The following is a 25,958-nucleotide window of genomic DNA, read 5'->3' as shown; positions in this document are numbered from 1 at the left end:
TGGATAATATTGGAGATGGCAAAAGTGAACCTTACCATATGTAAAAATGGTATGGATTTTTTGAAGGCGTCCTTACGCTGATATGATTCAGTTCAAGTTCAACGGGTAACTCTCAGCCGGTATTTCCGACACCCCGCGCCATCTAACAAACAGCAGTATCCTAGATTTTAATTTTTTATTTGTCAAATCTGTTAGCTCGAACCACCTGTTAAAAATGACAGTGGGTAACCCGAATTAGAAACCAATATAATTATCAGTTCAAACCTTTTATTTGAGGATTAGTACGATGATCCGATTAAAGAGCACCATCAAATTTTTAGTGCCTCTCTTGGGGTATTTACTTCTGACAGGAATCAGCTTACCTGTTTACGCTCAAAAAATAGTCACTGTTTATTTGTTAATTGATACCCCAAAGCAGTTACAACGCTATGTCAATGACTTAAACCGAGTGAAAAAAGCGAATTTTAATCGGGTTGTTTTCTCCTTTGTTAGGCCCACATTACCCTATTATGAACAAGGAAATTTAGCCAATACAGGAATTTTGGGTTATTTTGATCAGGGAGATGGCAAAGGCGCTGAAGCTTTTAATCAGTTAAAAACAGCAGTTCAGTTGTCAAAAAACAAAGCCATTGAGCCCTTTTTATCCGTTGGCGGTTGGAATTACAGCTGTAATTATTCGGTATATGAACATAATTGCGGTGCCCCAGGAATGAATTATGATTACTTCCCTGATCCTACGGATCCGATTGAAGCTGATTTAGCTCAAGCATCTTATAAAAATTTAATCACTCTGGCTCACGATTTGGGCATGGAGGGCATTGATTTTGATTATGAAGAATTTTGGCATGCAGATGCTTATGCAACAAGCTGGGCCGGACAACCTTGGGCCACAGAATTGGCGAATCAAATCATTAAAGCGGGAGGCCCAAGCTATGATAATCTCATGAAACTAGCAACAGGGACCGGATCAACTTATGTGATGCCCAAGACAGTGGATAAAGTTGCTGCTATTTTGCATTTAATGACAGATAATCCTGCAGCTGCTAATTTACACTTTGCAAGCGCTGCGCCACCGGTAGGTGCTCGTCCAATTAACAGTTTTGTTTATGGTGATAATAAAGAAGATATTTATACCAAAGGAGGTCTTTGGTGGAAGGGAAATCTAAAAGGTCTATGGTATAGTTTAACCGCTAAAGACAAAGAGTTGGTTCACCGTTTTGATAGTTTGGGCTTAATGACCTATGATCTTTGTGGTGATGATGCGGCAATTTGTGCTCCCTACGGTGGTGGCCCTTTAGATTTACCAGGGCAAGTTCGTGCTTACATGAGTGATTACTTAACTTGGTTAAAAGCCAGTGATGAGTCTGAGGCGAAATTATCTATATCGACCGTTGGAAAAGTGGATTTTTATCCGGCTAAATATCATATTCCTACTAAAATTCAATTCGGATTTGAGGTCAATCAACCTGCGTATCCTAAAAATCTTGGTGGACAACTGCAGTTGACTGACAATCTGGTGAATCAAATCCTACAACAGCAAAAGGACAGTGATGGAGTGATTATTTGGCAAATGTATTCCCAAACCAATCCTTCAGTTCCTGGAGCAACAACAACTCGGTACACCATCAATCAAAGTTGCAAGACCTTTTTGGCTCATGATGCTCGATATGATTGTGATGCTCCATTTCCTAATCTTGAATAGACTTCTGGATCCCTGCTTACGTATATAGAGTTATCTATTCACCAGCTAGTTACTTGCAAAAACGGATGAGTCCATATACGTAGCCTGGTTGGCGCAGGGCGACAATCGGTTTTTATTGATTGTGACATAACAAAAAGAAGATATCAGCTTCCTCGTTGCCGCCAGGCGCCAACCAGCTACAAGTCTAAAATTAACTTGGTAACAAAAAAGAACTTTTTGATTTTATAGCTGATAAAATGAACCGATGATCGGCTATAAAACACCCAAGGAACTGTTTATACAGCAGTTTAAAAATGATTGTCGCACTTGGAGCTAGAATGGGTATTATCGTGACTTATTGATTTAATGGTGGCTATGGGTGGACTCGAACCACCGACCTCAGCATTATGAGTGCCGCGCTCTAACCGGCTGAGCTACATAGCCACAAGAGGTCGTGATTTTGTCTCTTTAAGCGTTTGATGTCAATACTGAAATTTAATATTTTAAGATTTTCTTCTTGGAATTAGTAAAAAATGCTCTATGAAATATTGTCACCACCATGGAAACAAGATTTCAAGTAGATATTTTTATTACTAGATGGATCAGGTAAATGTAATTACTGGAGTTTTACTGCCAATTTGCGGGTAGTATCTCGGAGCAAGACGATAAAATATTTTAAACTGAAGAGCTAAGGAAACGTTCTTGGATGATAATTGCTCCTTCCTAAGTTTATTAAGAAAGAGCAATCAATAGGAGGTATTAGACTACCAATAAATACAGAGCGCCTGGTCCGCGTAAAACTTGAAGCAGCAATTGTTTATTTTGCTGTTGAGCAATAGTTTGTAATGCTCTTACGTTAGGTGTTGGTTGCTTGTTTGCTGAGATAATAATATCACCTGGTCTTAATCCTGCGCGCCAACCAGCACTGTTTTCAGAAGCACCAGCAACTTGAACGCCAACAACATGGCCATGCATGGGGGAGTCTTGCTCAAAGTTTTTAATCGCAAGACCATATAAGAACGGATTGTTAGCTTGCAGTTTCTGTTCATGCTTTTTAATGTCTGTAACAACGGCACTGAGGGACATTTCCTTGCCATCCCGTAAGATTGTTAATTTTGCTTCACTGCCAACTCGCAATAAACCAATTGTTGATTTGACCTGTGTTGCCTGAGTAATTTTAGTATCATTAATTTTAGTAATGATATCACCAGGCTTTAAACCTGCTTTTTCTGCTGGAGAGTCTTGATTCACCTGGGCAATAATTGCTCCTTGAAAATCTTCTGGATAGCCCATTGCTTGTGCTAATTCAGGAGTAAGGTGTTGTACGAAAATTCCCATCAGTCCACGGTGAATAGAACCAAACTTAATCAGTTGTTGAGCAACGTCCTTTGCCATGTTAATTGGGATAGCAAAGCCAATACCGACGTTACCACCGTAAGGGGAAATAATGGCTGTGTTAATTCCTATTAATTCTCCTTTTGCATTTACTAAAGCGCCACCTGAATTTCCTGGGTTAATGGCTGCATCAGTTTGGATAAAATTTTCTACCCCTTCAATATTTAAGTCGCTACGTTTTGTGGCACTAATAATGCCAAACGTAGCAGTTTGACTATTGCCAAAACTATTTAAACCAAAAGGGTTACCAATTGCCACAACAAAATCACCAACTTCAACATTGTCGGAATTACCAATAGGTAAGCTTTTAAGATTTTTTGCATCAACTTTTAATACGGCAATATCAGTCTCACTGTCGCCACCTATAAGCTTGGCCTTTAAGCGACGCCCATCATTTAAGGTCACAGTAATTAATGAAGCGTTACGGATCACATGATCATTGGTAATTATGACACCATTTTGTGGGTCAACAATAACACCTGAACCAATACTTTGAAACTTTTTGGGCTTTTCGGGAAGTTGTTGCGAAGGAGCTGGTGCTTCTTGATTGGCTTCTTCATCTTCTTCATTGCCACTATTACTAGGTAGGTAACCTTGTACTGCAACGTTAACAATGGCTGGCATTGTACTTTTAAGAATAGGGGCCCATGTGGCTAAAGGTTTTGCCTCCTCTGCTGTTGCTACAAAAGAGCAGAACGCAAAAAGCATGGTTATTATCACTAAACGAATTTTACTAGTCATGTCATTGATTCCGATTTTTTTCATTAAACCAAATAAGTGTTGCCATTCTACCTGTTTGTGACGTTCTTCGATAGGAATAGAAGTCATTATTTTGTTCAAATGTGCAGACATTTGATTGAAAAACGGCCGATATGCCCGAATTATTGAGGATGTGCTCAGCAAGTTTGGGTAAATTACCATGCCATTTCTCACCTTTACGGTAAAAATCTTTCGATGACAAAGGATAACGATTTTCATAGGCTTGCAAGACTTCTTCGCCCACCTCAAAGCAAGATTGGCAGATAGCAGGACCAATCCAAGCCATCAGTTGTGTAGGAGGACTTTGCATTTTATTTAGAGTATTCTCCACAATGCCATTTACTAAGCCTCGCCAGCCGGCATGAATAGCAGCAATTTCATTGCCCTCTTGATTACAAAGTAAGATAGGCAAGCAATCTGCTGTTAAAATGGCCAAAGGCTGTCTTGGGGTCCTTGTAATAGCGGCATCAGCAGTTCGATTAGCCTCCTCTTCTACTAGAACACAGAGGGTACTATGGATTTGTTCTAGCCAGGCTGGCTCTTTAGTCAGTTCCAATTCAGTTTTTAGCTGTTGGCGATTTAGAAGTACATCACCACTGTCATCACCAACGTGTAAGGCTAGATTATTCTTATCAAACGGCGGCTTACTAAATCCAGAATGTCGTAAAGTTGTCAATCCGGAAACATTTGAAGGGGCTGGCCAGTTAGCGTAGAGTTTAGTCAAAATGATTATCCAATGATTGAAGAAGATGCTGAAAATCATCCGGCAAAGGGGCTTCGAATGTCAATTCTTCGTCGGTTTCAGGGTGTATAAATGACAAGCTGGATGCATGTAGTGCTTGTCGGTGAAATTGTCTCAAAATTTCTCTTAACTCCTCTGTGGCTTGAGCCGGGAGGCGCATTCTCCCTCCATATAACTGATCACCGACAACGGGGTGATTAATATAAGCCATGTGGACACGGATTTGATGAGTACGTCCTGTTAAGAGTTGCACATCTAATAAGGTATAATCTTGATAATGCTTACGAATAGAATAAAGGGTAATTGCTTCCCGCCCTTGAGCGCAGACGGCCATCTTTAAACGATTCCTAGGGTGTCTGCTATAGAAGGTGTCTATTTCACCTCCTGAAATCAAGTGACCTTGTACTAGAGTGATGTAGCAGCGATGTATTTCACGAGCTTGCATTTGTCTTATGAGATTAGTATGACTGGCTAGGGTTTTGGCTATGACAAGTAACCCTGTTGTATCTTTATCTAATCGATGTACGATCCCTGCTCGAGGTAAACTTGCCAACTGCGGTGAATGGTGCAGCAGCGCATTCACAAGAGTGTGCTCACGATTGCCTGCTCCTGGGTGCACTACTAGCCCTGCTGGCTTATCTATAACCAGTAGATGTTCATCTTCATAGATAATATTCAGAGGGATAGCTTCGGGAAGAGAAACCATACTGTCAGTGGGCGCAGCGAAATCAATTTCGATATTGATTTCATCGCCATCAAGTACTTTGTCTTTAGGTTTACAGACTCGATGATTAAGCGTGATTGCTCCTTGCTTTAGCCAATGACTGAACTGCGAACGCGAATAATCAGGGAACAATTGAGCAAGCACTGTATCAATTCGTTGTCCATGATATTCTCGAGGAATAATAATATGCTTGGCAATGGGCTCACTCATGCAGTTATAAACTCATCAGTTAATCTGCCACGCAAAGAGTTTGGCAGGGCTTCGCCAATAAGAACGTCAACAAATTGGCCTATCAGAGATGCAGGACCATCAAAATTCACGACTCGATTGCACTCAGTTCGTCCGGCCAGTTGTTGCGAATTTTTTTTAGATTTACCCGTAACAAGAATACGCTGTATACTCCCAACCATCGATTGACTGTAACGAGATGCTTGTAAGAGCAGGCGGTTTTGCAATATTTGTAGTCTTTGCTTTTTTACGTCCATAGGAGTTTCGTCAGCTAGATTGGCGGCCGGTGTACCAGGACGCGGGCTGTAGATAAAACTAAAGGAAGTATCAAAACCAATGTCATGGACTAAATCCATTGTTGCTTGAAAGTCTTCATCTGTTTCGCCTGGAAATCCTACGATAATGTCGGTAGACAGACGAATGTCGGGGCGTATTTTACGCAATTTACGGATTTTCGATTTAAACTCCATTGCGGTGTAACCACGCTTCATCATGCTAAGAATTTTATCGGAACCACTTTGTACAGGAAGATGTAAATGGTTGGCTAATTCCGGCACTTCTGCATAGGCATTGATTAAATTATCAGAGAAGGCCAAGGGATGTGAGGTTGTAAAACGAATGCGACCAATTCCATCAATAGCTGCAAGGTAATGAATTAGCAACGCTAAATCAGCCACATCACCATTATTCATTGCACCGCGATAATCATTGACGTTTTGTCCTAAGAGATTGATTTCTCGCACACCTTGGGCAGCAAGCTGGTAGCACTCTGCTAAAACATCATCAAAAGGTCGGCTAATTTCCTCACCGCGAGTATAAGGAACAACACAATAACTACAATATTTGCTGCAACCTTCCATAATAGAAACAAAAGCAACAGGTCCCTCAGCACGAGGCGCAGGAAGATGATCAAATTTTTCAATCTCTGGAAAGCTAATGTCAACAACTGCTTTTTTAGTGCTTAAACGCTCGTTAAGTAGGGTGGGTAAGCGATGGAGCGTTTGAGGGCCGAAAACTAAATCAACAAAAGGCGCTCTTTTGATGATATCAGCACCTTCCTGACTGGCAACACATCCGCCAACCCCAATGACGACATGAGGGTTCTTTTGTTTATATTCGCGCCATTGCCCTAGTTGTGAGAAAACTTTCTCCTGGGCTTTTTCGCGAATGGAGCATGTATTCAACAGAATAACATCTGCTTCCTCAACATTGTCTGTTTTTTCCAAACCATGAGATTGGAGAAGAACTTCCGCCATTTTAGATGAATCATATTCATTCATCTGACAGCCATTGGTTTTGATATAAAGTTTTTTTGCCATAATTTTAATCTTATTTATTTTAAAGCTATTTACTATCTTGTACTGATTGACAATGAGTCTCTTTAACGCGAGGCAAAATTAACAAAGAAATAAACATGCCTGCTGGTAATAAAGCCAGTGCCACATGATAGGCCTCTAAGGGATAAACGCGCACTTTATCAACAATTTCACCTTGCCACATTCTATCGAGAATAAAACCAATAATAGGTTGAGCCAAGGCTATACCCACCATATTCATCATGTTCATGAAGCTCAGTCCCGTCGCGACATAACGTTTACTACACAACTCTTTTGCAACAGCAAAGGCGGGCAGGAACCCTGCAGAAAAAATACCGAATGCAAATAATAACAATTGCATAATCCAGCCAGATTCGATGTTAGCATAAATAAAGAGCAAGCTTGTTATTAGAGCGCCAATACAGCCAATATACATAGGAGGCTTTCTTAACCCAATGCGGTTTGAAAAAATTCCCCACAAGGGGCTAGCTATTGCCCAACCCACAAAAACGAGGGAGATATAATTTGCTGCAGTAGCTTTTGCAAGATTCATTTTAAACATTAAAAAAGGAACACCCCATAAGCCACAAAAGACTGGGGTAGCCATATACATCAAGCCACCATAGGTAGCCACTAGCCATAGTTGACGATTTTTTACGATAGTCAGGAAGCTGGCTAAAAGTGGTTCTTCATCCGCATGATGATTCAGATGTCCTTTTTTATTAGGAGAGTCTTTGGCAATAGTCAAGATTAAAATAGCCAGGATAATGCCTACCGAGCCCATAATAATCATACTTTTTCGCCAACCATAGGCATCTATCAATAAAGCTAAAGGAGCTTCACCGCCAATAGCTCCTAACATACCGATAGTAACCATCATACCAGTCAATAATGCAAAACGTTGGGCAGGAAACCAGTTCGCAGCTAGTTTCATTGATCCTACCGCGGCAAAAGCTGAACCAAAGCCAATCATTAGGCGTGCAAGACAAGCCATGAAAAAGTTATTGGTAAGACCAAAAGCAATCGTACTAATTGCGCAAATGGTAGTTGCGATGGTTAACAAACGTTGCGGACCAAAATAATCCATCAACACGCCGCCAGGAAGCTGCATTGCTGCATAAGAATAGAAATAAATACCCGATAAAATGCCTAGAGTTTGGCTGGTTACTGCAAAGTCACGCATTAATTCAGTACTCATAACACTAGGAGATACTTGAAGCAGACACTCATAGAAATAAAACAGGCAACCTAATCCCCACACAATCCATGGCAGAAAGGTTTTAAAAGAGGAATCATTGGGTGCCATCGGTTGCGTGCTGCTAGAGTCCATCGACTTTTCTACTCCTGTCTGTTTGGTTGAACTATAATTATTACAACTCAATGAGTTATACAATAGGCAAAATTGAAAATATTATCACCCTGACTACTAATTGTCTATTCTGTATTCAATAACTGGCCAATTACTATTGGCAAAGGAATATGAAATGGATTTCACAACGAATTATTTTCCAATTGGTTACATATCATCTGAAACAGGTGTCAATCCAGTTACTTTACGTGCTTGGGAGCGTCGTTACGGTTTAATTCAGCCCAAAAGAACAGTGAAAGGGCATCGTCTTTACACGTCTGATGATGTAATTTTGATCAAGCAAATTTTATTTTTAATGGGTAAAGGACATGCCATATCAAAAGTTAAGCCATTGCTTTATGAAGGTGGAGGTAAGATTTGGCATGCAGTTCCTGTTGAGAGTTTACAATCTTCGTTTCAAGGGATTGTAAATGCTTTGGAAAATCTTGATCAAAAACAGCTTCATCAAGAGTTAAGTGCTTTGCATTCAGTGTATTCAGCTGAACAGTTTGCAGATATTGTCTATCCACAGCTCTTTAATTATTTGGAAAATGAAGTTTGGTTGGGGAGGGCATGTATCAGCGCTAAGCGATCACTTTTGTTAGATTTCCTTGAGATGAAGCTTTATCAAAATCTTTATCAGGGCAAGAAAAAAGCACATAAGAAACCCTATTTAGTAGTAGGCTTTTTACCTAGTGGAGGAGGGCAAAAAATAGCTTCTATTCATGGTTTGATGATTGCAAATATTTTAAGATCCTACGATCATGTTGTGGACTTTGTATCATCACTCGAGACTGTCGCAGAATTATTTAATCTTGGTAGGCAAAATCCTGCAAGAATTATATTGGTATTTACAACCGCAGATAATTTTACTGTAAAAAATATGTTACATGATATTAAAACTAGAAGTATCAATAATATAGCTATTAGCTTGGTTTCACCAAACTCCTTACTCTATTCCTTGGAGTTAACGGCATTGTTACCGTCAAAATTTTCTGAGATTTATGGTGCTCTTAACAGATTATTCTGAGAATTACCACTCGATGTTCATATTTATAATGAATCTTCTTTCCAATTTATTGGGGATAACCTAATCTGTGGTATTCTAGGAACTTTTATATTTCTATTTAAGATTTGGATAGATATATAATTTTGCTTATTTTAAGGTGGGGCACTAGCTTATGCATACTGAGGGAGTTTTTTATACCATATTTTTAATTTTTGCCGGTGCGGCCATATTTTCAACATTAGTTCTTTATACAAAACAATCTTTGCTAGTTGCCTATATTTTACTTGGTGCAGCCTTAGGTCCGTGGGGCTTAAAGCTTGTGCCAGATGTCAGTGTTGTACAGCAAGTGGGAGATATTGGTATTGTCTTCCTGCTCTTCTTGTTAGGTTTACACCTTCAACCTCAAAACTTAGTCCACATGCTACGAAAAATAACCTGGATAGCAATTATAAGCTCTGGATTACTGGCGATTATTGCTTATTTGATTGGTCGATGGTTTGGCTTGGGCGTGACTGAGTCCTGGATTTTAGGTGCGGCCATGATGTTTTCAAGTACTATCATTGGCTTAAAATTATTGCCAACAACGATTTTACATCATCAACATACTGGTGAAGTAATGATTAGTATTCTTTTATTGCAAGACGTTATCGCTATAGTCGTATTAATATTGATTAATGGTGCTCAGGGAGGCGGGTTTTCCTGGAATGATCTGATTTTAGTGGGTCTTGCGTTGCCTGCTTTAACCCTTTTGGGATTTGTTGTAGAACGCTATATTCTTGTTAAGCTATTAGCACGTTTCGACAGAACTCAAGAATATGTTTTTCTTTTGTCCATTGGCTGGTGTTTAGGGATGTCATTTCTTGCACAAAAGCTAGGTTTATCAGAGGATATTGGAGCATTCGTGGCCGGTGTAGCATTAGCTTCAAGCCCTATTTCGCTCTATATTGCGGAAAGTTTAAAGCCCTTGCGGGATTTTTTCTTAGTGATGTTTTTCTTTTCCATTGGTGCTACTTTTAATTTTGCCTTTGCAGCTCAAGTGGTCATTCCTGCTTGTATCCTGGCAATCTTAATGCTCGTTATTAAGCCTTTTCTCTTTAATATTCTTTTAAGTCGGGCTGGGGAAAAGAAACTGGTAGCACGCGAAGTAGGGTTACGTTTAGGGCAAGCAAGTGAATTCTCTCTTTTAGTGGCAAGTATTGCTCTGAGCACCAAGCTTATTTCTGAAGTGGCGGCAAATTTAATACAAGCGACTACGATCTTAACATTTATCGTTTCTTCTTATTTGGTGGTGTTAAAGTATCCGACACCAATAGCCTTGTCTGATAAAATGCGTAAGGATTAAAAATGAAATTATTGGTTATTGTCCTTTGTCTATTGAGTGAGCGTTACCTCGTTCATGCAATATCACATCGTCGGTTTTATTGGTTTCCAGCTTATTTTGCTGCTATTAGCCAAAAATTATCTATGAGTGAGACCTCATTGTTGAGTCAGATTTTAATTTTATGCGCAGTAGTTCTGCCACCAGTACTGATTTGCTGGCTAATTCTCTACATTTTTAGCCACCTTGTATTTGGCTTTATTGGATTATTACTGCATTTAATTATTTTCTATTATTGTTTGGGGCCGCAAAATTCGTTTTATCCCATTCGAGAAGAAGGGGAGGACCAAGAAAGTGAGGCGGTCGTTGGCAATTATTTTGCAAAAGTTAACGGCGAATTGTTTGCGGTGATTTTCTGGTACATAGTCATAGGCCCAATCGGGGTTCTTCTTTACCGATTGATTTCCTTATGTCAGAAGCAATTAGCAACTGCGAATCTTGCTCAAATTATTACCAATGTTCTGGATTGGATTCCTGCAAGATTAACCGTGCTTTTGTATTTATTGGTGGGAAATTTTCAAAGAGGAATTCATTTTTTTGTGCAAATGCTTTTTTCGCCTCCGGATAAAAATGATACCGTATTAAGCCAAGGTGGATTACTTGCTGCACGCACTAATGAAAGTGAACCTGTACCTATGCCCTATGCCGAAAGTTTGGTAGTACATGCTTTAATAGTATATTTAGTTTTTCTGGCACTGTTTACATTGGTGTCCTGGTTATAATTAAAGATAACGCCCAAATGTCATTCTTAGTACGAACTGCATTGGGAATAACAGTGTGGCATTGCGGTGGATAAAAGGGCTAAAATTACCCACCACCATCAACAAGTGATTATGAATTGACGAGTTAACTATGATAAAACTTATTGTCGGTACTCTGTTATTATGTTGTGCTTTCCTTGTTTCTTGCACCCACATAATGTCTACTCAGGAAAAGAGTAAGATAGCAGCTTGTCAATTATCATGTGAAAATAGAGCTACGGCTTGTAAGCAAACCTGTCGTAATAACTGTCCTCGCTGCTGTCAATTTTCGACAAAAACGACAGTAACAAACTATAAACACTATAAACATGAAGTGTGTGTAAAAGGTGATTTTCTTACGCTTCAGTTGAATTCCTTCCGTGATCCACTACAATGCCGCAAAACTACTTGTGATTGTCGCGCTGATTATCAGGTTTGCATGCAAGCCTGTAGTGGAATGGTTTATAAAGATTTGCGACCAGTTTGTCCCTAAAGCTTGAGATTAATGAGGATCATCCATGTTATACGAAAATAGTAACGATTTAGACCCAATTGAAACACGTGAATGGCTGGATGCCTTGCAAGCAGTACTTTCCACTGATGGAAGCGAACGTGCCGCATTTCTTTTACAAGAGCTCATTAATAAAGCTAATACCGAGGGGGTGAAGCTTAAAACGTCAATTAAAACTCCTTACCGAAATACCATCAAAACTCACGAAGAGAAATTGATGCCCCCAGATGAAGGTATGGGAAAACGAATTGGCGCATTGATTCGTTGGAACGCTGTGGCGATGGTCTTACGTGCTGGAAAATATGCTCCAGAATTGGGAGGGCATATTGCTTCTTACGCGTCATCGTCCACCTTGTACGAAGTGGGTTTCAACTATTTTTTTAAAGGTTCGAAAGGAGAAAATGGCGGGGACTTGATTTATATTCAGGGGCATTCATCCCCTGGAATTTATGCACGAGCTTTTCTTGAAGGGCGACTATCTGAGCAACAATTAAATAAATTCAGACAAGAAGTAGAAGTCAATGGCCTCTCCTCTTATCCTCATCCTTGGTTGATGGGCGATTTCTGGCAGTTTCCAACAGTATCGATGGGATTAGGGCCGTTACAAGCCATTTATCAAGCACGATTCCTTAAATACCTTGAGAATCGCGGCTTAATTAAGGCTGAAGGTCGTAAAGTATGGGCATTCCTTGGTGATGGCGAAATGGATGAGCCAGAATCTGTAGGCGCTTTATCAATTGCTGCTCGTGAGAAATTAGATAATCTTATTTTTGTTGTGAATTGTAATTTACAACGACTTGATGGGCCTGTGCGTGGTAATGGCAAAATTATACAAGAGCTTGAAGGTCTGTTCCGTGGTGCTGGATGGAATGTAATTAAGGTGATTTGGGGGGGGCGTTGGGATCCTTTATTTGCTCGGGACGATAAAGGAATTATGCAAAAGCGGATGGAAGAATGTGTTGATGGTGATTATCAAGCTTATAAAGCTAATGATGGTGCCTACGTTCGCGAGCATTTTTTTGGTCAGTACCCTGAATTGAAGAAAATGGTAGAGAATATGTCAGATGATGAAATCTGGCGTTTAAATCGCGGTGGCCATGATTCACAAAAAGTCTATGCTGCTTATGCACAAGCCATAGAGCATCGTGGTAGTCCCACAGTTATCTTGGCTAAAACCATTAAAGGTTATGGAATGGGGGCTGCGGGTGAGGGGCAAAATATAACTCATCAGCAAAAGAAAATGACTATTGAGCAGCTACGTGCTTTTAGAGATCGCTTTAGCATTCCTGTTAGCGATGATAAAATTACAGAAATTCCTTTCTATCGTCCGGATGATAATAGTCCTGAAATTCAGTATTTGCGCAAGCAACGAGAAGCCCTAGGTGGATATCTACCTGCTCGCAGTAGTACTTTTGAACCTTTAAAAACCCCTGAATTATCAGCTTTTTCAGCAGTTACACAAAGTTCCGGTGATCGTGAAATCTCCACTACAATGGCGTTTGTGCGTATTTTGTCTGTTCTACTTAAGGATAAGGAATTAGGTAAGAGAATTGTACCTATTGTTCCTGACGAGTGCCGCACTTTTGGGATGGAAGGCTTATTCCGACAAATTGGTATTTATTCTCCTGTGGGGCAACTCTACACTCCCGTAGATCATGAGCAGGTAATGTATTACCGTGAAGCCAAGGATGGACAAATCCTTGAAGAAGGGATTAATGAAGCAGGCGCGTTTTGTTCCTGGATAGCAGCAGCTACTTCCTATAGTTCTAATAAATTAGCAATGATTCCATTCTATATTTATTACTCTATGTTTGGTTTCCAACGCATTGGTGATTTAGCGTGGGCTGCAGGAGATATGCAAGCTCGAGGATTCTTATTGGGGGGGACTGCAGGCAGAACTACCTTGGCAGGGGAAGGCTTGCAACATCAGGATGGCCATAGCCATCTCATGGCATCAACAATCCCAAATTGTGTCGCTTATGATCCTACCTATGCTTATGAGCTGGCCGTTATTATCCAGAATGGTTTGTACCGTATGTATGAGAAACAGGAGAATGTTTTTTACTACATTACTGTTATGAACGAAAACTATACTCATCCTGATATGCCTCCTGGAGTTGAAGAAGGAATTATAAAGGGAATGTATTTGCTGCAAGAAACCAAAAAGCAGGGCAAAAAACATGTTCAGTTGATGGGAAGCGGTACTATTCTGCGTGAAGTTATTACTGCCGCAAAAATGCTTCAAGATGACTTTGGAGTAACCGCTGACATATGGAGCGTAACAAGCTTTAACGAATTAAGGCGAGAGGGACTTGCTGTTGAGCGTTATAACCGCATGCATCCGGAAGGCAAACTCAAACAGAGTTATGTCAGTGAGCAATTAGCAGGCCGCCAAGGACCTGTGATTGCTGCAACAGATTATATGCGTTTATATGCAGAGCAAATTAGACCTTTTGTTTCTGCACCATTTATTACCTTAGGTACTGATGGTTATGGACGCAGTGATACCCGTCAACGTCTACGTCATTTCTTTGAGGTAGACGCTAAATTCATTGCTGTCGCAGCATTAGATGCATTAGCACAACAAGGTATATTACCTAAGTCAACAGTGGTTGATGCGATGAAACGTTATGGCATTGATAGTGAGAAACCTGATCCAGTAACTCACTAGGGTCTATGTACATGTCGCTAGCTTGAGTCAAAATGGCTTGATTTTCGAGTACCGAAGCGCAGCATATATGGAATATGAGCATCGGAACACAGAAATCAAACCATTTTGACCAAGATAGTAGAAATGTAAACAGACCCTAATTACCGTTTAATAGGTAACTCTGCAATCCTTAATTGCAGGGAAGCCAGTGTTTGCTGAGGATAAATATGGCAGATGAGATTCAAATAAAAGTCCCTGATATTGGTGGTGCAACAGATGTTGATGTTATTGAAATACTAGTTAATGCTGGGGACGAAATAAATAAAGATACACCACTGATTACTCTGGAATCTGATAAAGCAAGTATGGAAATTCCTTCACCACAATCAGGTAAAGTAAAGGCTTTGCAAATTAAAGTTGGTGATAAGGTGTCAGAAGGGGATGTAATATTAACTTTGGTTACTGAAGAATCCCAAGCTACAAAACCATCTACAGAAAGTGCGCCTTCAGTTGAAAAAAAGGAAGCTTTGCAACCAGGAACTGAAACTGCAGCACCTAAAAGTGTTTCTACACCGACCACTACTGCGCGTATAGAAGTTCGTGTCCCTGATATTGGTGGTGCAACAGATGTGGATGTTATTGAAATTATGGTAAGTAGCGGACAATCCATTGCAAAGGATCAATCCCTCATCACTTTAGAGGGTGATAAAGCTACTATGGATATTCCATCACCAGCTGCTGGGGTAGTTGAGGAAGTTTCTGTAAAAATTGGGGATAAAGTATCACAAGGTTCTCTTATCCTTGTTCTTAATGCAGAACAACCATCCAGCGAGAGTGTAATGGAGCAACGCGCTACAGCACCTGTCGAAGCTGAAGTGCCAGTGGCAGTCAAGGAACAGGAAAGTCCAAAAGTCGTATCTACTCATTCTCTCCCTGAGAGTACGGTGGGTACTAATATTCCGGCAGGCCCTGCCGTACGCCGTATGGCACGAGAATTTGGTATTAATTTGGCTGAAGTAAAGGGCAGCGGACGAAAATTAAGAATTACCAAAGAAGATCTCCAACTTTACGTAAAAACAAGACTAAGTGAAAAACCGACAGCTGGTGGTTTTGCACTTCCAACCCTACCTGAGATTGATTTTAGTAAATTTGGTGAAATTGAAGTTAAACCTCTCAATAAAATTAAGCGTTTAACAGGTATCAATGTTCATCGCTCCTGGATTACTATTCCTCATGTGACACAGTTTGATGAAGCAGACATTACCCAATTAGAAGCATTTAGAAAGTCAGAGACTGAAAATGCTAAACAAGCTGGCTATAAATTAACGATGCTTGCCTTTGTCACTAAAGTGGTTAGCAAAGCGTTGGCAGTTTACCCGCAATTTAACGCATCTCTTGATGCTAAGGGTGAAAATTTAATTTATAAACAATATTGCCATATTGGCATTGCTGTTGAGACACCGAACGGTTTAGTAGTACCGGTAATACGAAATGTTGATCAGCTATCAGTCGGTGAGATTGCTCTTGAAATGGCGAAATTAAGCACAAAAGCGCGTGATAAAGGCTTGATGCCTGCGGATATGAGTGGTGGTTGCTTTACTATCTCCAGCTTAGGTGGCATCGGTGGAACAGCATTTACCCCTATCGTGAATAGTCCCGAAGTGGCTATTCTAGGGCTTTCGCGCTCTAGTATAAAGCCGGTCTATGAGAATGGTGAGTTCAAACCAAGATTAATGTTGCCTTTGTCATTGTCTTACGATCATCGTGTTATTGATGGGGCTGAGGCTGCACGTTTTTCCCGATTCATTGCTGATTCTCTTGGGGATATTCGTCGGATTTTATTGTAGTTTGGTTGCTCACAAAGGGTATGCTAAGCCCGACAAAAGCATCTCATTAAAGGTTATTTTTTATAACTTGAAAATGATGCTGTGGGGATAAGAGTGTTGAGTTAATAAAATTTGTCATCACATAGAGGCATGGAACATTCCTAGTAATAACAGGAGGTTTATTTTTATTAAGGCGTGTGGGATGATGATTTTGTTAAATAATTGGTCATAATAGTTAATGGTAATTAATGAGGCGTGAGATGGCTGGAATTAAAGCAGAAGTAGTGGTACTAGGTAGTGGTCCTGGAGGTTATACTGCAGCATTTCGAGCAGCAGATTTAGGTAAAAAAGTAGTTCTTATTGAGCGCTTTGATACTTTAGGTGGCGTATGTTTAAACGTAGGCTGTATTCCTTCTAAAGCATTGCTTCATATTGCAAAAGTTGTGGATGAAGCACATGAAATGGCCGAGCAAGGTGTTTCTTTTGGCAAGCCTAAACTTGATAGTAAAAAGTTAGTAGCCTGGAAAAACTCCGTTGTCAGCAAATTAACAGGTGGATTAAAGGCTCTCTCTAAACAACGAAAAGTGGAAGTGATTACTGGAGTCGCTAAATTCTCAGGTACTCATCAAGTCACAGTCCAAGGAAAAGAAGGTACAACAACAGTAGATTTCGAAAATGCGATTATTGCGGTCGGCAGTGAATCCATTAAGTTACCTTTTATTCCTGAAGATCCTCGTATTTTCAGTTCAACAGGGGCTTTAGAGCTAGCAGACATTAAAGGCAGTTTATTAGTGTTGGGTGGTGGGATTATTGGTTTAGAAATGGCTACTGTTTATGCCGCAATGGGAGTTGAGGTGACAGTAGTTGAATTCATGGATCAATTAATTCCTGGAGCTGATGCCGATTTAGTCAATGTTCTACAAAAGAGAATGACGAAGAAGGGAGTCAAGTTCCTCCTGAAAACAAAAGTTACCGCAGTAGAGGCCAAAAAAGACGGTATTTATGTTTCTATGGAAGGTCAACATGCTACGGATAAACCTCTATGCTTTCAGCAAGTCTTGGTATCCGTGGGGAGAAAGCCCAATGGCGGTAGCATTGATGCGGATAAAGCAGGTGTTAATGTTGATGAACGAGGCTTCATCAAGGTTGACAAGCAAATGCGCACGAATGTTCCACACATTTTTGCTATTGGAGATGTCGTAGGGCAGCCAATGCTTGCCCATAAAGCGATACCTGAGGGGCGTGTTGCTGCTGAGGTGATAGCGGGGATGAAACACTATTTTGATCCTAAGTGTATTGCTAGTGTTGCGTATACTGATCCTGAGATTGCCTGGACTGGGCTGACTGAAAAAGATGCTAAAGAAAAAGGCATCGCATATGAAAAAGGAGCTTTCCCTTGGGTTGCCAGTGGCCGTGCTCTAAGTATGGGACGTGAAGAAGGAATGACAAAACTTTTATTTTGCCCAGAAACTGATCGTATCCTTGGGGCTGGAATCGTTGGTGTTAATGCGGGTGATTTAATTGCTGAAACTTCTCTAGCCATTGAAATGGGTTGCGATGTAGAGGATATTGCTTTAACTATCCATCCTCATCCAACACTATCTGAGTCTATTGCATTAGCATCTGAAGCTTTTGAAGGAACTATTACTGACTTATATTTACCCAAAAAGAAGAAAGATAAATAAAGGTAAATTTTTTTAAGTAACCTCCTCTTTTTTCAAATAAACGGCCATACTATTCTAGAATGGCCGTTTGTTTTTAAAGTACTGTCAGGAGCGCGAACATGGCATTTGAAATACGTCCCATGAAGCAAGGCGACATAGATCAAGTCTATGCAATAGAACAATCTGCACATCGCGCGCCTTGGAGTCGAGAAATTCTAAGTGATTGTGTATCGGTTGGTTACGACTGTCAGGTATTAGAGATCATAAGGACATCTGTCAAACAAATAGCTGGCTACATCATTTGTCGTAAGAATTTTAATGTTTGCCATATCCTTAATCTATGCATTGCTATTCCTGAACAGCGGAAAGGATATGGGCAAAAATTACTAGAGGCAGTATTAAATTCGCTAGCAAATTCGAATTCTAATACCGTGATTCTAGAAGTTCGTCCAAGCAATAGTGCCGCTCTTAAACTGTATGAAAAGTTTGGCTTTCGAGAAGATATTGTTAAAAAAGGGTATTATAAAGATGAGAGTGGTGAAGAAGATGCCATTTTACTTAAAAAAATAATTCCTCATAATCAGGCGTTTCCATTAAAAGATAACCTCTAATTAACAGGGTTTAAGATTAAATCGGAAACAGAGGAAAAAAGTGTCGGCAATTATTTAAATGTCTAGAATTCGTTGATAGTTACTTTAGACTCTATCTTGGGAGTGAAGGGATGCGGTTGACATTAAACATTATAATAATTTTCTTCCTAAGTTACATTCTAACCTCTTGCGAACGCCCATCTTCAGCCCCTCAATTTCCTACAGCTGAAGTTGATGTGGCTTATCCTTTAAAAAAGAAAGTTATTGAATGGGATGAATATACTGGTCGTTTCCAAGCGATTGAGGAAGTTGATATTCGTGCGCGTGTTACGGGCTATTTGGATGCTATTAAATTTAAAGATGGCCAAATAGTAAAAGCGGGAGACATTTTATTTATTATTGATCCACGACCTTTTGAATATGCATTAACAAGAGCAAAAGCTCAATTTGAGCTTGCAAAAAAGCAATATGAAAGAGCTCTTCAACTCAAAAAAGAAAGTTTTATTTCGGCTGAGACAATTGATCAGCGTTTTCAGGAAATGCAGGTTGCAGACACAAGACTTGATGAAGCGAAATTGAACCTTGAGTTCACACAAGTCAGATCACCTATTAGCGGTAAAATCAGTCGCTATTATGTAAGTGTGGGTAATCTAATCAGCAAAAATGAGACAATCTTAACTAAGGTGGTTTCCTTAGATCCAATTTATTTTTATTTTGAAGCGAGCCAAAGTGATTTATTAAAATATATTCGTTTAGATAAATCAGGAAAACGCCCTGAGCCAGAGAGCAGTACTAACTCTATTATCATTAAATTACAAGATGAAAAAGAATACACCCATCGTGGGAGTATGAATTTTTTTGATAATGTCGTCGATGCAGGCACAGGAACGATTTTGGGTAGGGCAACAATCCCTAATCCAGATGGGTTGATTTATCCTGGCTTATTTGGGAGAGCAAGGCTTGTAGGAAGTGGTGAATATGAAGCATTCCTATTACCCGATACAGCTATTAATACAGAGCAAACACGCAAATTTGTTTATGCTGTTGACAGTAAAAATAAAGTATACCGTATCTATGTGGAACTAGGACCTATACGAGATAGCGGTTATTACATTATCCGTAGTGGCCTTAAAGGAGATGAGCAGATTGTTGTTAGCGGAATTCAGCGTATTCATGTTCCTGGACAAGAAGTTAAGCCGGTCAAGGTGCAATTACACGAATAACTTACAGGAAGTAAGTCATGAAGATAGCTCATTTTTTTATTGAAAGACCCATATTTGCTTCGGTAATTGCCATTATTATCGTTCTCATTGGAGGGCTTTCCTATTTCAATCTACCCATCGAGCAATACCCTCAAGTAGTCCCTCCCACCATTCAAGTTACAGCCTCCTATCCTGGCGCTAATGCCAAAACTGTAGCAGAAACTGTTGCAACACCAATTGAGCAAGAGGTTAATGGGGTAGAGGGCATGTTGTATATGGATTCACAGTCCACTGATGATGGTCAGATGCGTTTAACTATTACGTTTAAATTGGGAACTGATTTAGATTTGGCTCAAGTGCTAGTTCAAAATCGCGTGGCCATTGCTGAGCCTAGATTGCCCGAGGAAGTGCGCCGTATAGGATTAACCACTGTTAAAAACTCTCCTGATTTGATGTTAGTTATCAACTTATTCTCACCAGATGGTCGCTATGATCAGACCTATTTGGGAAATTATGCGGTATTAAATATTAGAGATAAAATTAGACGAATAGAGGGGGTTGGTAATGTTCGATTGGTTGGTGCAAGTGAGTATGCAATGCGCATATGGCTTGATCCGGATCTAATTAATTCCTACGATTTAGCAGCAGAGGATATTGTTGAGGCATTGCGTACGCAAAACGTTCAGATTGCCAGCGGTACCTTAAACAGCCAACCCCAGAAACAACAGTATGGAATTGAATACCACATTGAAACTCAAGGTCGTCTCGTAAATCCTCAAGAGTTTGAAAATATTATTGTCAAATCCGGAGCGAATGGTCGTATAGTTCGTCTAAAAGATGTGGGAAGAGTCGAGTTAGGGGCGCAAGATTATTTTACCCAAGGTTATCTCGGTAGTTTTCCGGCAATTGCTCTGCCAGTGTTTCAAAGGCCTGGTACTAATGCTTTGGCAACTGCCAAGGAAATTCTTGCCACCATGAAAGAAATTTCCAAAGAATTCCCTCCAGGGATTCAATATAAAATTGCCTACAATCCAACGGAGTTTATTGCAGAATCTATTGGTGCAGTATTCACTACAATCTATGAAGCAATTTTATTGGTTGTTTTAGTTATTCTCATTTTTTTGCAATCTTGGCGAGCCGCCATTATTCCTATAATTGCTATCCCTGTTTCTTTGATTGGAACGTTTGCAGTGATGCAAGCAATAGGTTTCTCGCTCAATTATCTAACGCTTTTTGGATTAGTATTAGCCATTGGTATAGTAGTTGATGATGCGATTGTTGTCGTTGAAAACATGGAGCGTAATATTCGAGCCGGCATGAACTCTCGTGATGCTGCTAAAAAGACAATGACTGAGGTAGGGTCGGCACTTGTTGCAATCGGTTTGGTACTGGTAGCTGTTTTCCTTCCCACGATATTTCTGGAAGGTATATCAGGCCGGTTCTATCAACAATTTGGTAGCACTATCGCTGTGGCCACGGTTATCTCGGTCTTTATTTCTTTAACATTGAGTCCTTCGCTTGCTGCCATATTATTAAAGGCTCATAAAAAAGAGAAAGAGACAATGTTTTCTATACGACATCCGCTTAAATCTTTCTTAAATGGGTTTAATCGAGGCTTTGATTATGTATCGACTCAATATGGAAAACTTGTTGCTAAATTAACGCGCTTAACGGGATTAATGTTAGTGATTTATTTGCTTCTAATTGCAAGCACTTTTTTCTTATTCAAGTTCGTACCTACAGGATTTATCCCTAAGCAAGATCAGGGCTATTTTATTATTTCAGTACAGTTGCCCCCCGGAGCTTCCCTAGACAGAACAAACAAGGTTGTTAAAAAAGCCTTGCGTAAGATATTGGCTATTCCAGGAATCAGCAATGCGGTAGGTTTCACAGGTTTTGCGGGAGCCACTTTTACCAATTCCTCGAATGCGGCTGCTATTTTTCCTGTACTTGATTCATTTAAAAAACGAAAAGAGCAAGGGATTTCTTATAATGATCTACTGGCAAAATTAAGACAGGAGATGTGGAGTATTAAAGAAGCGATGATTGTGGTCATTCCTCCTCCTCCAGTTCGAGGAATCGGAAATGCAGGAGGCTTTAAAATGATGGTTCAGGACAGGGATGGGCGAGGGATAGAGGTACTCTCAGAAGCTGTTGCAAATTTGGCAGAAAAAGCCAATCAAGCCGATGCAACTACCTCTGTGTTTACCTTTTTTGAAAACAGCACCCCAAGAATTCATCTGGCTCTCGAAAGAGATAAGGCAGAGCGGTTAGGCGTCCCTATTTCAAGAGTAATTGAGACCTTGGAGGTTTATTTAGGCTCTGTTTTTCTTAATGAATTTAATTATCTAGGTAGAACATTTCGTGTGATGGCTCAGGCTGATGCTTTGCATCGTCTAACTGCTGATGATATTTTACGTTTAAAAGTTCGTAACTCTTCAGGGGATATGGTTCCTATCGGCTCAGTTGCTACTCTTAAAGATACGATAGGGCCGTCGCGAATGCCACGGTATAATCTTTATCCAGCGATTGACCTCTTAGGTGATGTAAAGCCAGGCTACAGTAGTGGTGAAGCATTGGCAACCATGGAGAAGTTGGCCGCACAGATTTTACCCGATGGTATTAGCTATGAATGGACAGAATTGGCTTACCAGCAAAAAATGGTAGGGAATACTGCCACTATCGCCTTTATACTAGGTGTTGTCTTTGTATTCCTCCTATTATCAGCTCAATATGAAAGTTGGGTTTTACCTATTGCCATTATTTTAATTGTGCCGATGTGTCTATTTTCTTCATTGATTGGCATCAAAATTTTGGGCATGGAGAATAATGTGATGACCCAACTTGGTTTTATTGTGCTCATTGGTTTGGCTTCAAAAAATGCTATTTTGATCGTTGAATTCGCAAGACAATTAGAAAATGCTGGTGCAAATCGTTGGAAAGCCGCTATTCAGGCTGCCAAATTGCGACTTCGCCCCATTTTAATGACATCGTTTGCTTTTATTTTGGGTGTTTACCCCCTCGTAATAGCTTCAGGAGCAGGGGCTGAAATGCGTCGCGCCCTTGGCGTGGCTGTGTTTAGTGGTATGATTGGGGTGACTTTTTTTGGCTTGGTATTTACACCAATTTTCTATGTACTCATTAGTCGTTTAGCGAATTATCGGCCAAAAATAAAATTATCTCATCATCGAGAAGAGCAAGGCTAAGAAAAGAAATTTAATTCATGCGTTGCAAAAATTCTTGCAAATGATTTTTTTCGGGTTGGGTTTGCAAGTAGGTGCGTAAATTTTCAATGTAATTGGTATATTCGTCTTGAGTTAATGCTCCGCGCATTAATTCAAATCGTAAATACACGCAATAAGTATTAAGCACGTCTGTTTCACAATAATCGCGAATTTTTTTTAGATTGCCTTGGCTATATTCTTCCCATACTTTGGCACCGCTCATACCCATTTTCCCTGGGAAACCAAGCATAGAGGCAATTTCATCTAAAGGAGCAAATGCTTTATTTTGATAGGCAGCAAGAACATCCATCAAATCAAGATGGCGGTAGTGAAAGCGATTTAAATAATTATTCCAGCGAAAGTGCTGCTGATTCTCTCCGTTCTCCCAATAAGTAGGCGCAGAAACACCATGAAAAAGAGCTCGGTAATGAAGTACTGGTAAATCAAAACCGCAACCATTCCAGCTAACGAGGGTTGGTGTATATTTTTCAATACCTGAGAAAAAGCGTTGGATTAAGTCTTTCTCATCGGATTGCTCATCCCCTAAGGACCAAACCTTAAGTTGGGAGCCCTGGCTAAGCACTAACGAAATAGCGACAATTTTTTGTAGATAATGGGGCAGGAAATCATTACCAACCTTTGCACGTCGCAACGCACAAAGGGCTGAAACTGTATCAGCATCGGAGAGATTATGTAAGTCATGTATTTTTCGTCCAGTTTCAATATCTGGAATAGTTTCTATATCAAATACTAAAGTGCTCATGCGATTTGTATGGGAGTTTATTCATTTCAGTACAAAACTAGCATAGCCTGATTAATTTGTGAATGAATTAACCTTAAGCATTCGAAATATAGAGCATTTCCTATAAAAAATGTTTAAATTTAGCAGCATTTTTGTTACTAATATGCTCATAAAAAATCGATAGAATAATAAAAATGAAGTTAAAATTATTTGCTGTGGTTTTGTGTTCCTTATTTCTTATTTCTTGTGCCACTCGCCCCCCACGTGATGTTAATAACCTTTGTAATATTTTCCATCAATATCCTAAATGGTATCGCGATGCCCGTGATGTTGAACGTCGATGGAAGGTGCCTGTAGCGGTACAAATGGCAATTATTCATCAAGAATCAAAATTTAATGGGTCGGCAAAACCTCCACGAACCAAGTTGTTGTGGATTATTCCCTGGAAAAGACCCTCTACAGCTTATGGCTACACTCAAGCTCTTCGTTCTACTTGGGCACTTTATAAACGTTCTTCTGGTGGCGGGGGTATGTGGGCTTCTCGAGATGATTTTTCGGATGCCGTTGATTTTGTTGGCTGGTATGCTAATCAAGCAAATCGTATAGCCGGGATCCCTCGTACTGATGCTTATCGTCTGTATCTTGCTTACCACGAGGGTATAGGTGGGTATCAGCGGAGAACTTATTCAAGAAAGCCATGGTTAATACAGGTTTCTCGGAAAGTTAAAGCAAGATCACAAATCTTCCAGGCTCAATTAAATCAATGTCGTGGATTACCGAGTCGCTCGTGGTTCAGATTCTAATAAATGGAATTATTGAGACTCGATATAGGGAGATTTGAAAGAATTAATGACATAGCGGTCATGAAAAGGTAGGATAATAGGTTATTTTAAGTAGGAGCTTATTGATGCGTTTAATGCTATTGGGTGGTCCAGGTGCAGGTAAAGGAACTCAGGCGCTAAAGTTAATTAATTATTTTAAAATCCCCCAAATCTCTACAGGTGATATGCTTCGCTCAGCAATTGCTGCCGGAACTGAATTAGGAAAAAGTGCAAAGAAGGTCATGGATGCTGGTGAATTGGTTTCTGATGAAATCATTATTGGTCTTGTAAAAGAACGATTACAGCAAGCTGATTGTGATAATGGATTTTTATTCGATGGTTTCCCGAGAACACTCCCACAAGCTGACGCTTTAAAAAATGCACATATTAAGCTTGATCATGTTATTGAAATTGCTGTTCCTGACGATGAAATTATCAGTCGTATAAGTGGACGTCTTGTTCATCTACCTTCAGGTCGCGTCTATCATAAAAAAGCACACCCCCCAAAAAAAGATAATCTTGATGACATTACAGGTGAACCTTTAGTGCAGCGAGATGATGATAAGGAAGAAACAATCAAGCAACGTTTGGCAGTGTATCACCAGCAAACTGAACCTTTAATTAAGTATTACCAAGAATGGGCTAAAACTAAAAATTCTGAAGCACCAAAATTTCATCGCATCCAGGGTGTCGATTCAGTGGATAATATTTTTACCAAGATTTTAGCTTGCATAAATCAGGAGAAAACTCATGTCACTCCATGAACTTGAAGCAAAGCATTTTGAGGAGTTTATTGAAAATAATAAGCTTGTCTTCATTGATTTCTGGGCCGAGTGGTGCGCGCCTTGCAAACAATTCTCCAGAGTTTATGAGCAAGTGGCTGAGCAAAACCCAACAATTAAGTTCGCCAAGGTAAACATTGAAAAAGAAGCAGAACTTGCCGATATTTTTCAAATACGCTCTATCCCTCATCTTATGGTTTTTAAAGAAGGAATAGCAATTTATTCCGAAGCAGGCAGCATGCCTGAATCGGTACTTAAGGATTTAGTACAGCAAGCAATTAACGCAGATGTTAGCGAAATTCGAGAAAAAATTGATAAAGGTGAAATTTAGGTTTCAATAAAAGCTGCATTATCCAAGAAGAGTTTCATATTTGAAATTTATCGCAACCGTAAATGGCGTAATTAATTATGGCAAAGCCACAGTTCTGAGGAAAACTGCAAGAATTTCTTGTGGCTTGGAACTGGGGCTTTATCAGTGACTATCCCAAGCCAAGACTGAACTCATTGAGCGTGACAGTGATTCCCTAATGCAGTGTGCCTTATCGTGTTTGCTTTCTCCATTCAAATTAAACGGAATAAATAAAAACATAGTGCCTGAAAGGTTAATTTTTCCTTAATGCAGATGT

General features: G+C 39.9%; 20 protein-coding genes, 1 tRNA gene and 1 riboswitch. Of the genes, 14 read left to right on the top strand and 7 right to left on the bottom strand.

Translation table 11 applies throughout. The features are described 5' to 3' along the window. Positions 1–52 precede the first annotated feature (52 nt). A riboswitch (TPP riboswitch) is annotated at positions 53–146 on the bottom strand. Positions 147–286: 140 nt separating this feature from the next. After that, positions 287–1,702, top strand: coding sequence for a glycosyl hydrolase family 18 protein (locus tag Lbru_RS13315; protein ID WP_058442613.1), 1,416 nt, complete (start codon positions 287–289; stop codon positions 1,700–1,702). A gap of 346 nt (positions 1,703–2,048) precedes the next feature. On the opposite strand, the gene Lbru_RS13310 is transcribed toward Lbru_RS13315, so the two are convergent. The 6 genes from Lbru_RS13310 to Lbru_RS13285 all read right to left on the bottom strand — a co-directional run bounded on the left by Lbru_RS13310 (position 2,049) and on the right by Lbru_RS13285 (position 8,175). Continuing rightward, a tRNA-Met gene (locus Lbru_RS13310) sits at positions 2,049–2,125 on the bottom strand. A 315-nt stretch (positions 2,126–2,440) separates the two neighbouring features. After that, positions 2,441–3,817 (bottom strand): Do family serine endopeptidase, encoded by a 1,377-nt coding sequence (locus Lbru_RS13305; RefSeq protein WP_058442681.1) that lies wholly within the window; start codon positions 3,815–3,817, stop codon positions 2,441–2,443. Between the two features lies 1 nt (position 3,818). After that, a complete protein-coding gene (gene pgeF / locus Lbru_RS13300; protein WP_193786924.1) occupies positions 3,819–4,559 on the bottom strand; it encodes a peptidoglycan editing factor PgeF in 741 nt (246 codons plus the stop codon). After that, positions 4,552–5,511 (bottom strand): 23S rRNA pseudouridine(1911/1915/1917) synthase RluD, encoded by a 960-nt coding sequence (rluD, locus tag Lbru_RS13295; RefSeq protein WP_058442611.1) that lies wholly within the window; start codon positions 5,509–5,511, stop codon positions 4,552–4,554. The genes pgeF and rluD overlap by 8 nt, the downstream gene beginning before the upstream one ends. Beyond that, entirely contained in the window at positions 5,508–6,848 is a 1,341-nt protein-coding gene (gene miaB, locus Lbru_RS13290) for a tRNA (N6-isopentenyl adenosine(37)-C2)-methylthiotransferase MiaB (RefSeq protein ID WP_058442610.1), read from the bottom strand. The genes rluD and miaB overlap by 4 nt, the downstream gene beginning before the upstream one ends. A gap of 25 nt (positions 6,849–6,873) precedes the next feature. After that, on the bottom strand, positions 6,874–8,175 hold the full coding sequence (locus Lbru_RS13285; RefSeq protein WP_058442609.1) for an MFS transporter: 1,302 nt from the start codon (positions 8,173–8,175) through the stop codon (positions 6,874–6,876). A 154-nt stretch (positions 8,176–8,329) separates the two neighbouring features. Here Lbru_RS13285 and Lbru_RS13280 point away from each other — a divergent pair, with 154 nt between their 5' ends. From Lbru_RS13280 to Lbru_RS13240, 10 genes are all read left to right on the top strand, one after another. Then, a complete protein-coding gene (locus tag Lbru_RS13280; RefSeq protein WP_058442608.1) occupies positions 8,330–9,223 on the top strand; it encodes a MerR family transcriptional regulator in 894 nt (297 codons plus the stop codon). A gap of 151 nt (positions 9,224–9,374) precedes the next feature. Continuing rightward, entirely contained in the window at positions 9,375–10,544 is a 1,170-nt protein-coding gene (locus Lbru_RS13275; protein WP_058442607.1) for a cation:proton antiporter, read from the top strand. 2 nt (positions 10,545–10,546) lie between these two features. Then, the gene (gene ampE / locus Lbru_RS13270) at positions 10,547–11,302 is read left to right on the top strand and encodes a regulatory signaling modulator protein AmpE (RefSeq protein ID WP_058442606.1); all 756 of its coding nucleotides are present in this window, start codon (positions 10,547–10,549) and stop codon (positions 11,300–11,302) included. Positions 11,303–11,432: 130 nt separating this feature from the next. After that, a complete protein-coding gene (locus tag Lbru_RS17265) occupies positions 11,433–11,813 on the top strand; it encodes an acyltransferase (RefSeq protein ID WP_131793466.1) in 381 nt (126 codons plus the stop codon). A 25-nt stretch (positions 11,814–11,838) separates the two neighbouring features. Continuing rightward, positions 11,839–14,502 carry a pyruvate dehydrogenase (acetyl-transferring), homodimeric type gene (gene aceE / locus Lbru_RS13265; protein WP_058442605.1) on the top strand — a complete coding sequence of 888 codons (2,664 nt, stop codon included), beginning with the start codon at positions 11,839–11,841 and terminating at the stop codon, positions 14,500–14,502. Between the two features lie 206 nt (positions 14,503–14,708). Continuing rightward, complete coding sequence (gene aceF, locus Lbru_RS13260) at positions 14,709–16,328, top strand: dihydrolipoyllysine-residue acetyltransferase (protein WP_058442604.1); 1,620 nt, start codon at positions 14,709–14,711, stop codon at positions 16,326–16,328. 239 nt (positions 16,329–16,567) lie between these two features. Then, on the top strand, positions 16,568–17,992 hold the full coding sequence (gene lpdA / locus Lbru_RS13255; protein WP_058442603.1) for a dihydrolipoyl dehydrogenase: 1,425 nt from the start codon (positions 16,568–16,570) through the stop codon (positions 17,990–17,992). Between the two features lie 98 nt (positions 17,993–18,090). Further along, complete coding sequence (rimI, locus tag Lbru_RS13250) at positions 18,091–18,582, top strand: ribosomal protein S18-alanine N-acetyltransferase (protein WP_058442602.1); 492 nt, start codon at positions 18,091–18,093, stop codon at positions 18,580–18,582. 110 nt (positions 18,583–18,692) lie between these two features. Then, entirely contained in the window at positions 18,693–19,784 is a 1,092-nt protein-coding gene (locus Lbru_RS13245) for an efflux RND transporter periplasmic adaptor subunit (protein WP_058442601.1), read from the top strand. Between the two features lie 17 nt (positions 19,785–19,801). Beyond that, a complete protein-coding gene (locus Lbru_RS13240; protein WP_058442600.1) occupies positions 19,802–22,969 on the top strand; it encodes an efflux RND transporter permease subunit in 3,168 nt (1,055 codons plus the stop codon). 10 nt (positions 22,970–22,979) lie between these two features. On the opposite strand, the gene Lbru_RS13235 is transcribed toward Lbru_RS13240, so the two are convergent. Beyond that, positions 22,980–23,750 carry a 3'-5' exonuclease gene (locus Lbru_RS13235; protein WP_058442599.1) on the bottom strand — a complete coding sequence of 257 codons (771 nt, stop codon included), beginning with the start codon at positions 23,748–23,750 and terminating at the stop codon, positions 22,980–22,982. A 173-nt stretch (positions 23,751–23,923) separates the two neighbouring features. Between Lbru_RS13235 and Lbru_RS13230 the strand changes: the two genes are divergently transcribed. From Lbru_RS13230 to Lbru_RS13220, 3 genes are all read left to right on the top strand, one after another. Beyond that, complete coding sequence (locus tag Lbru_RS13230) at positions 23,924–24,532, top strand: transglycosylase SLT domain-containing protein (protein ID WP_058442598.1); 609 nt, start codon at positions 23,924–23,926, stop codon at positions 24,530–24,532. Positions 24,533–24,636: 104 nt separating this feature from the next. Next, complete coding sequence (gene adk / locus Lbru_RS13225) at positions 24,637–25,314, top strand: adenylate kinase (RefSeq protein WP_058442597.1); 678 nt, start codon at positions 24,637–24,639, stop codon at positions 25,312–25,314. Further along, on the top strand, positions 25,301–25,663 hold the full coding sequence (locus Lbru_RS13220; protein WP_058442596.1) for a thioredoxin family protein: 363 nt from the start codon (positions 25,301–25,303) through the stop codon (positions 25,661–25,663). The genes adk and Lbru_RS13220 overlap by 14 nt, the downstream gene beginning before the upstream one ends. Positions 25,664–25,958 lie beyond the last annotated feature (295 nt).

It is taken from the genome of Legionella brunensis, from assembly GCF_001467025.1.
Classification (GTDB): domain Bacteria; phylum Pseudomonadota; class Gammaproteobacteria; order Legionellales; family Legionellaceae; genus Tatlockia; species Tatlockia brunensis.
This window is presented reverse-complemented; position numbering and strand designations above follow the sequence as displayed.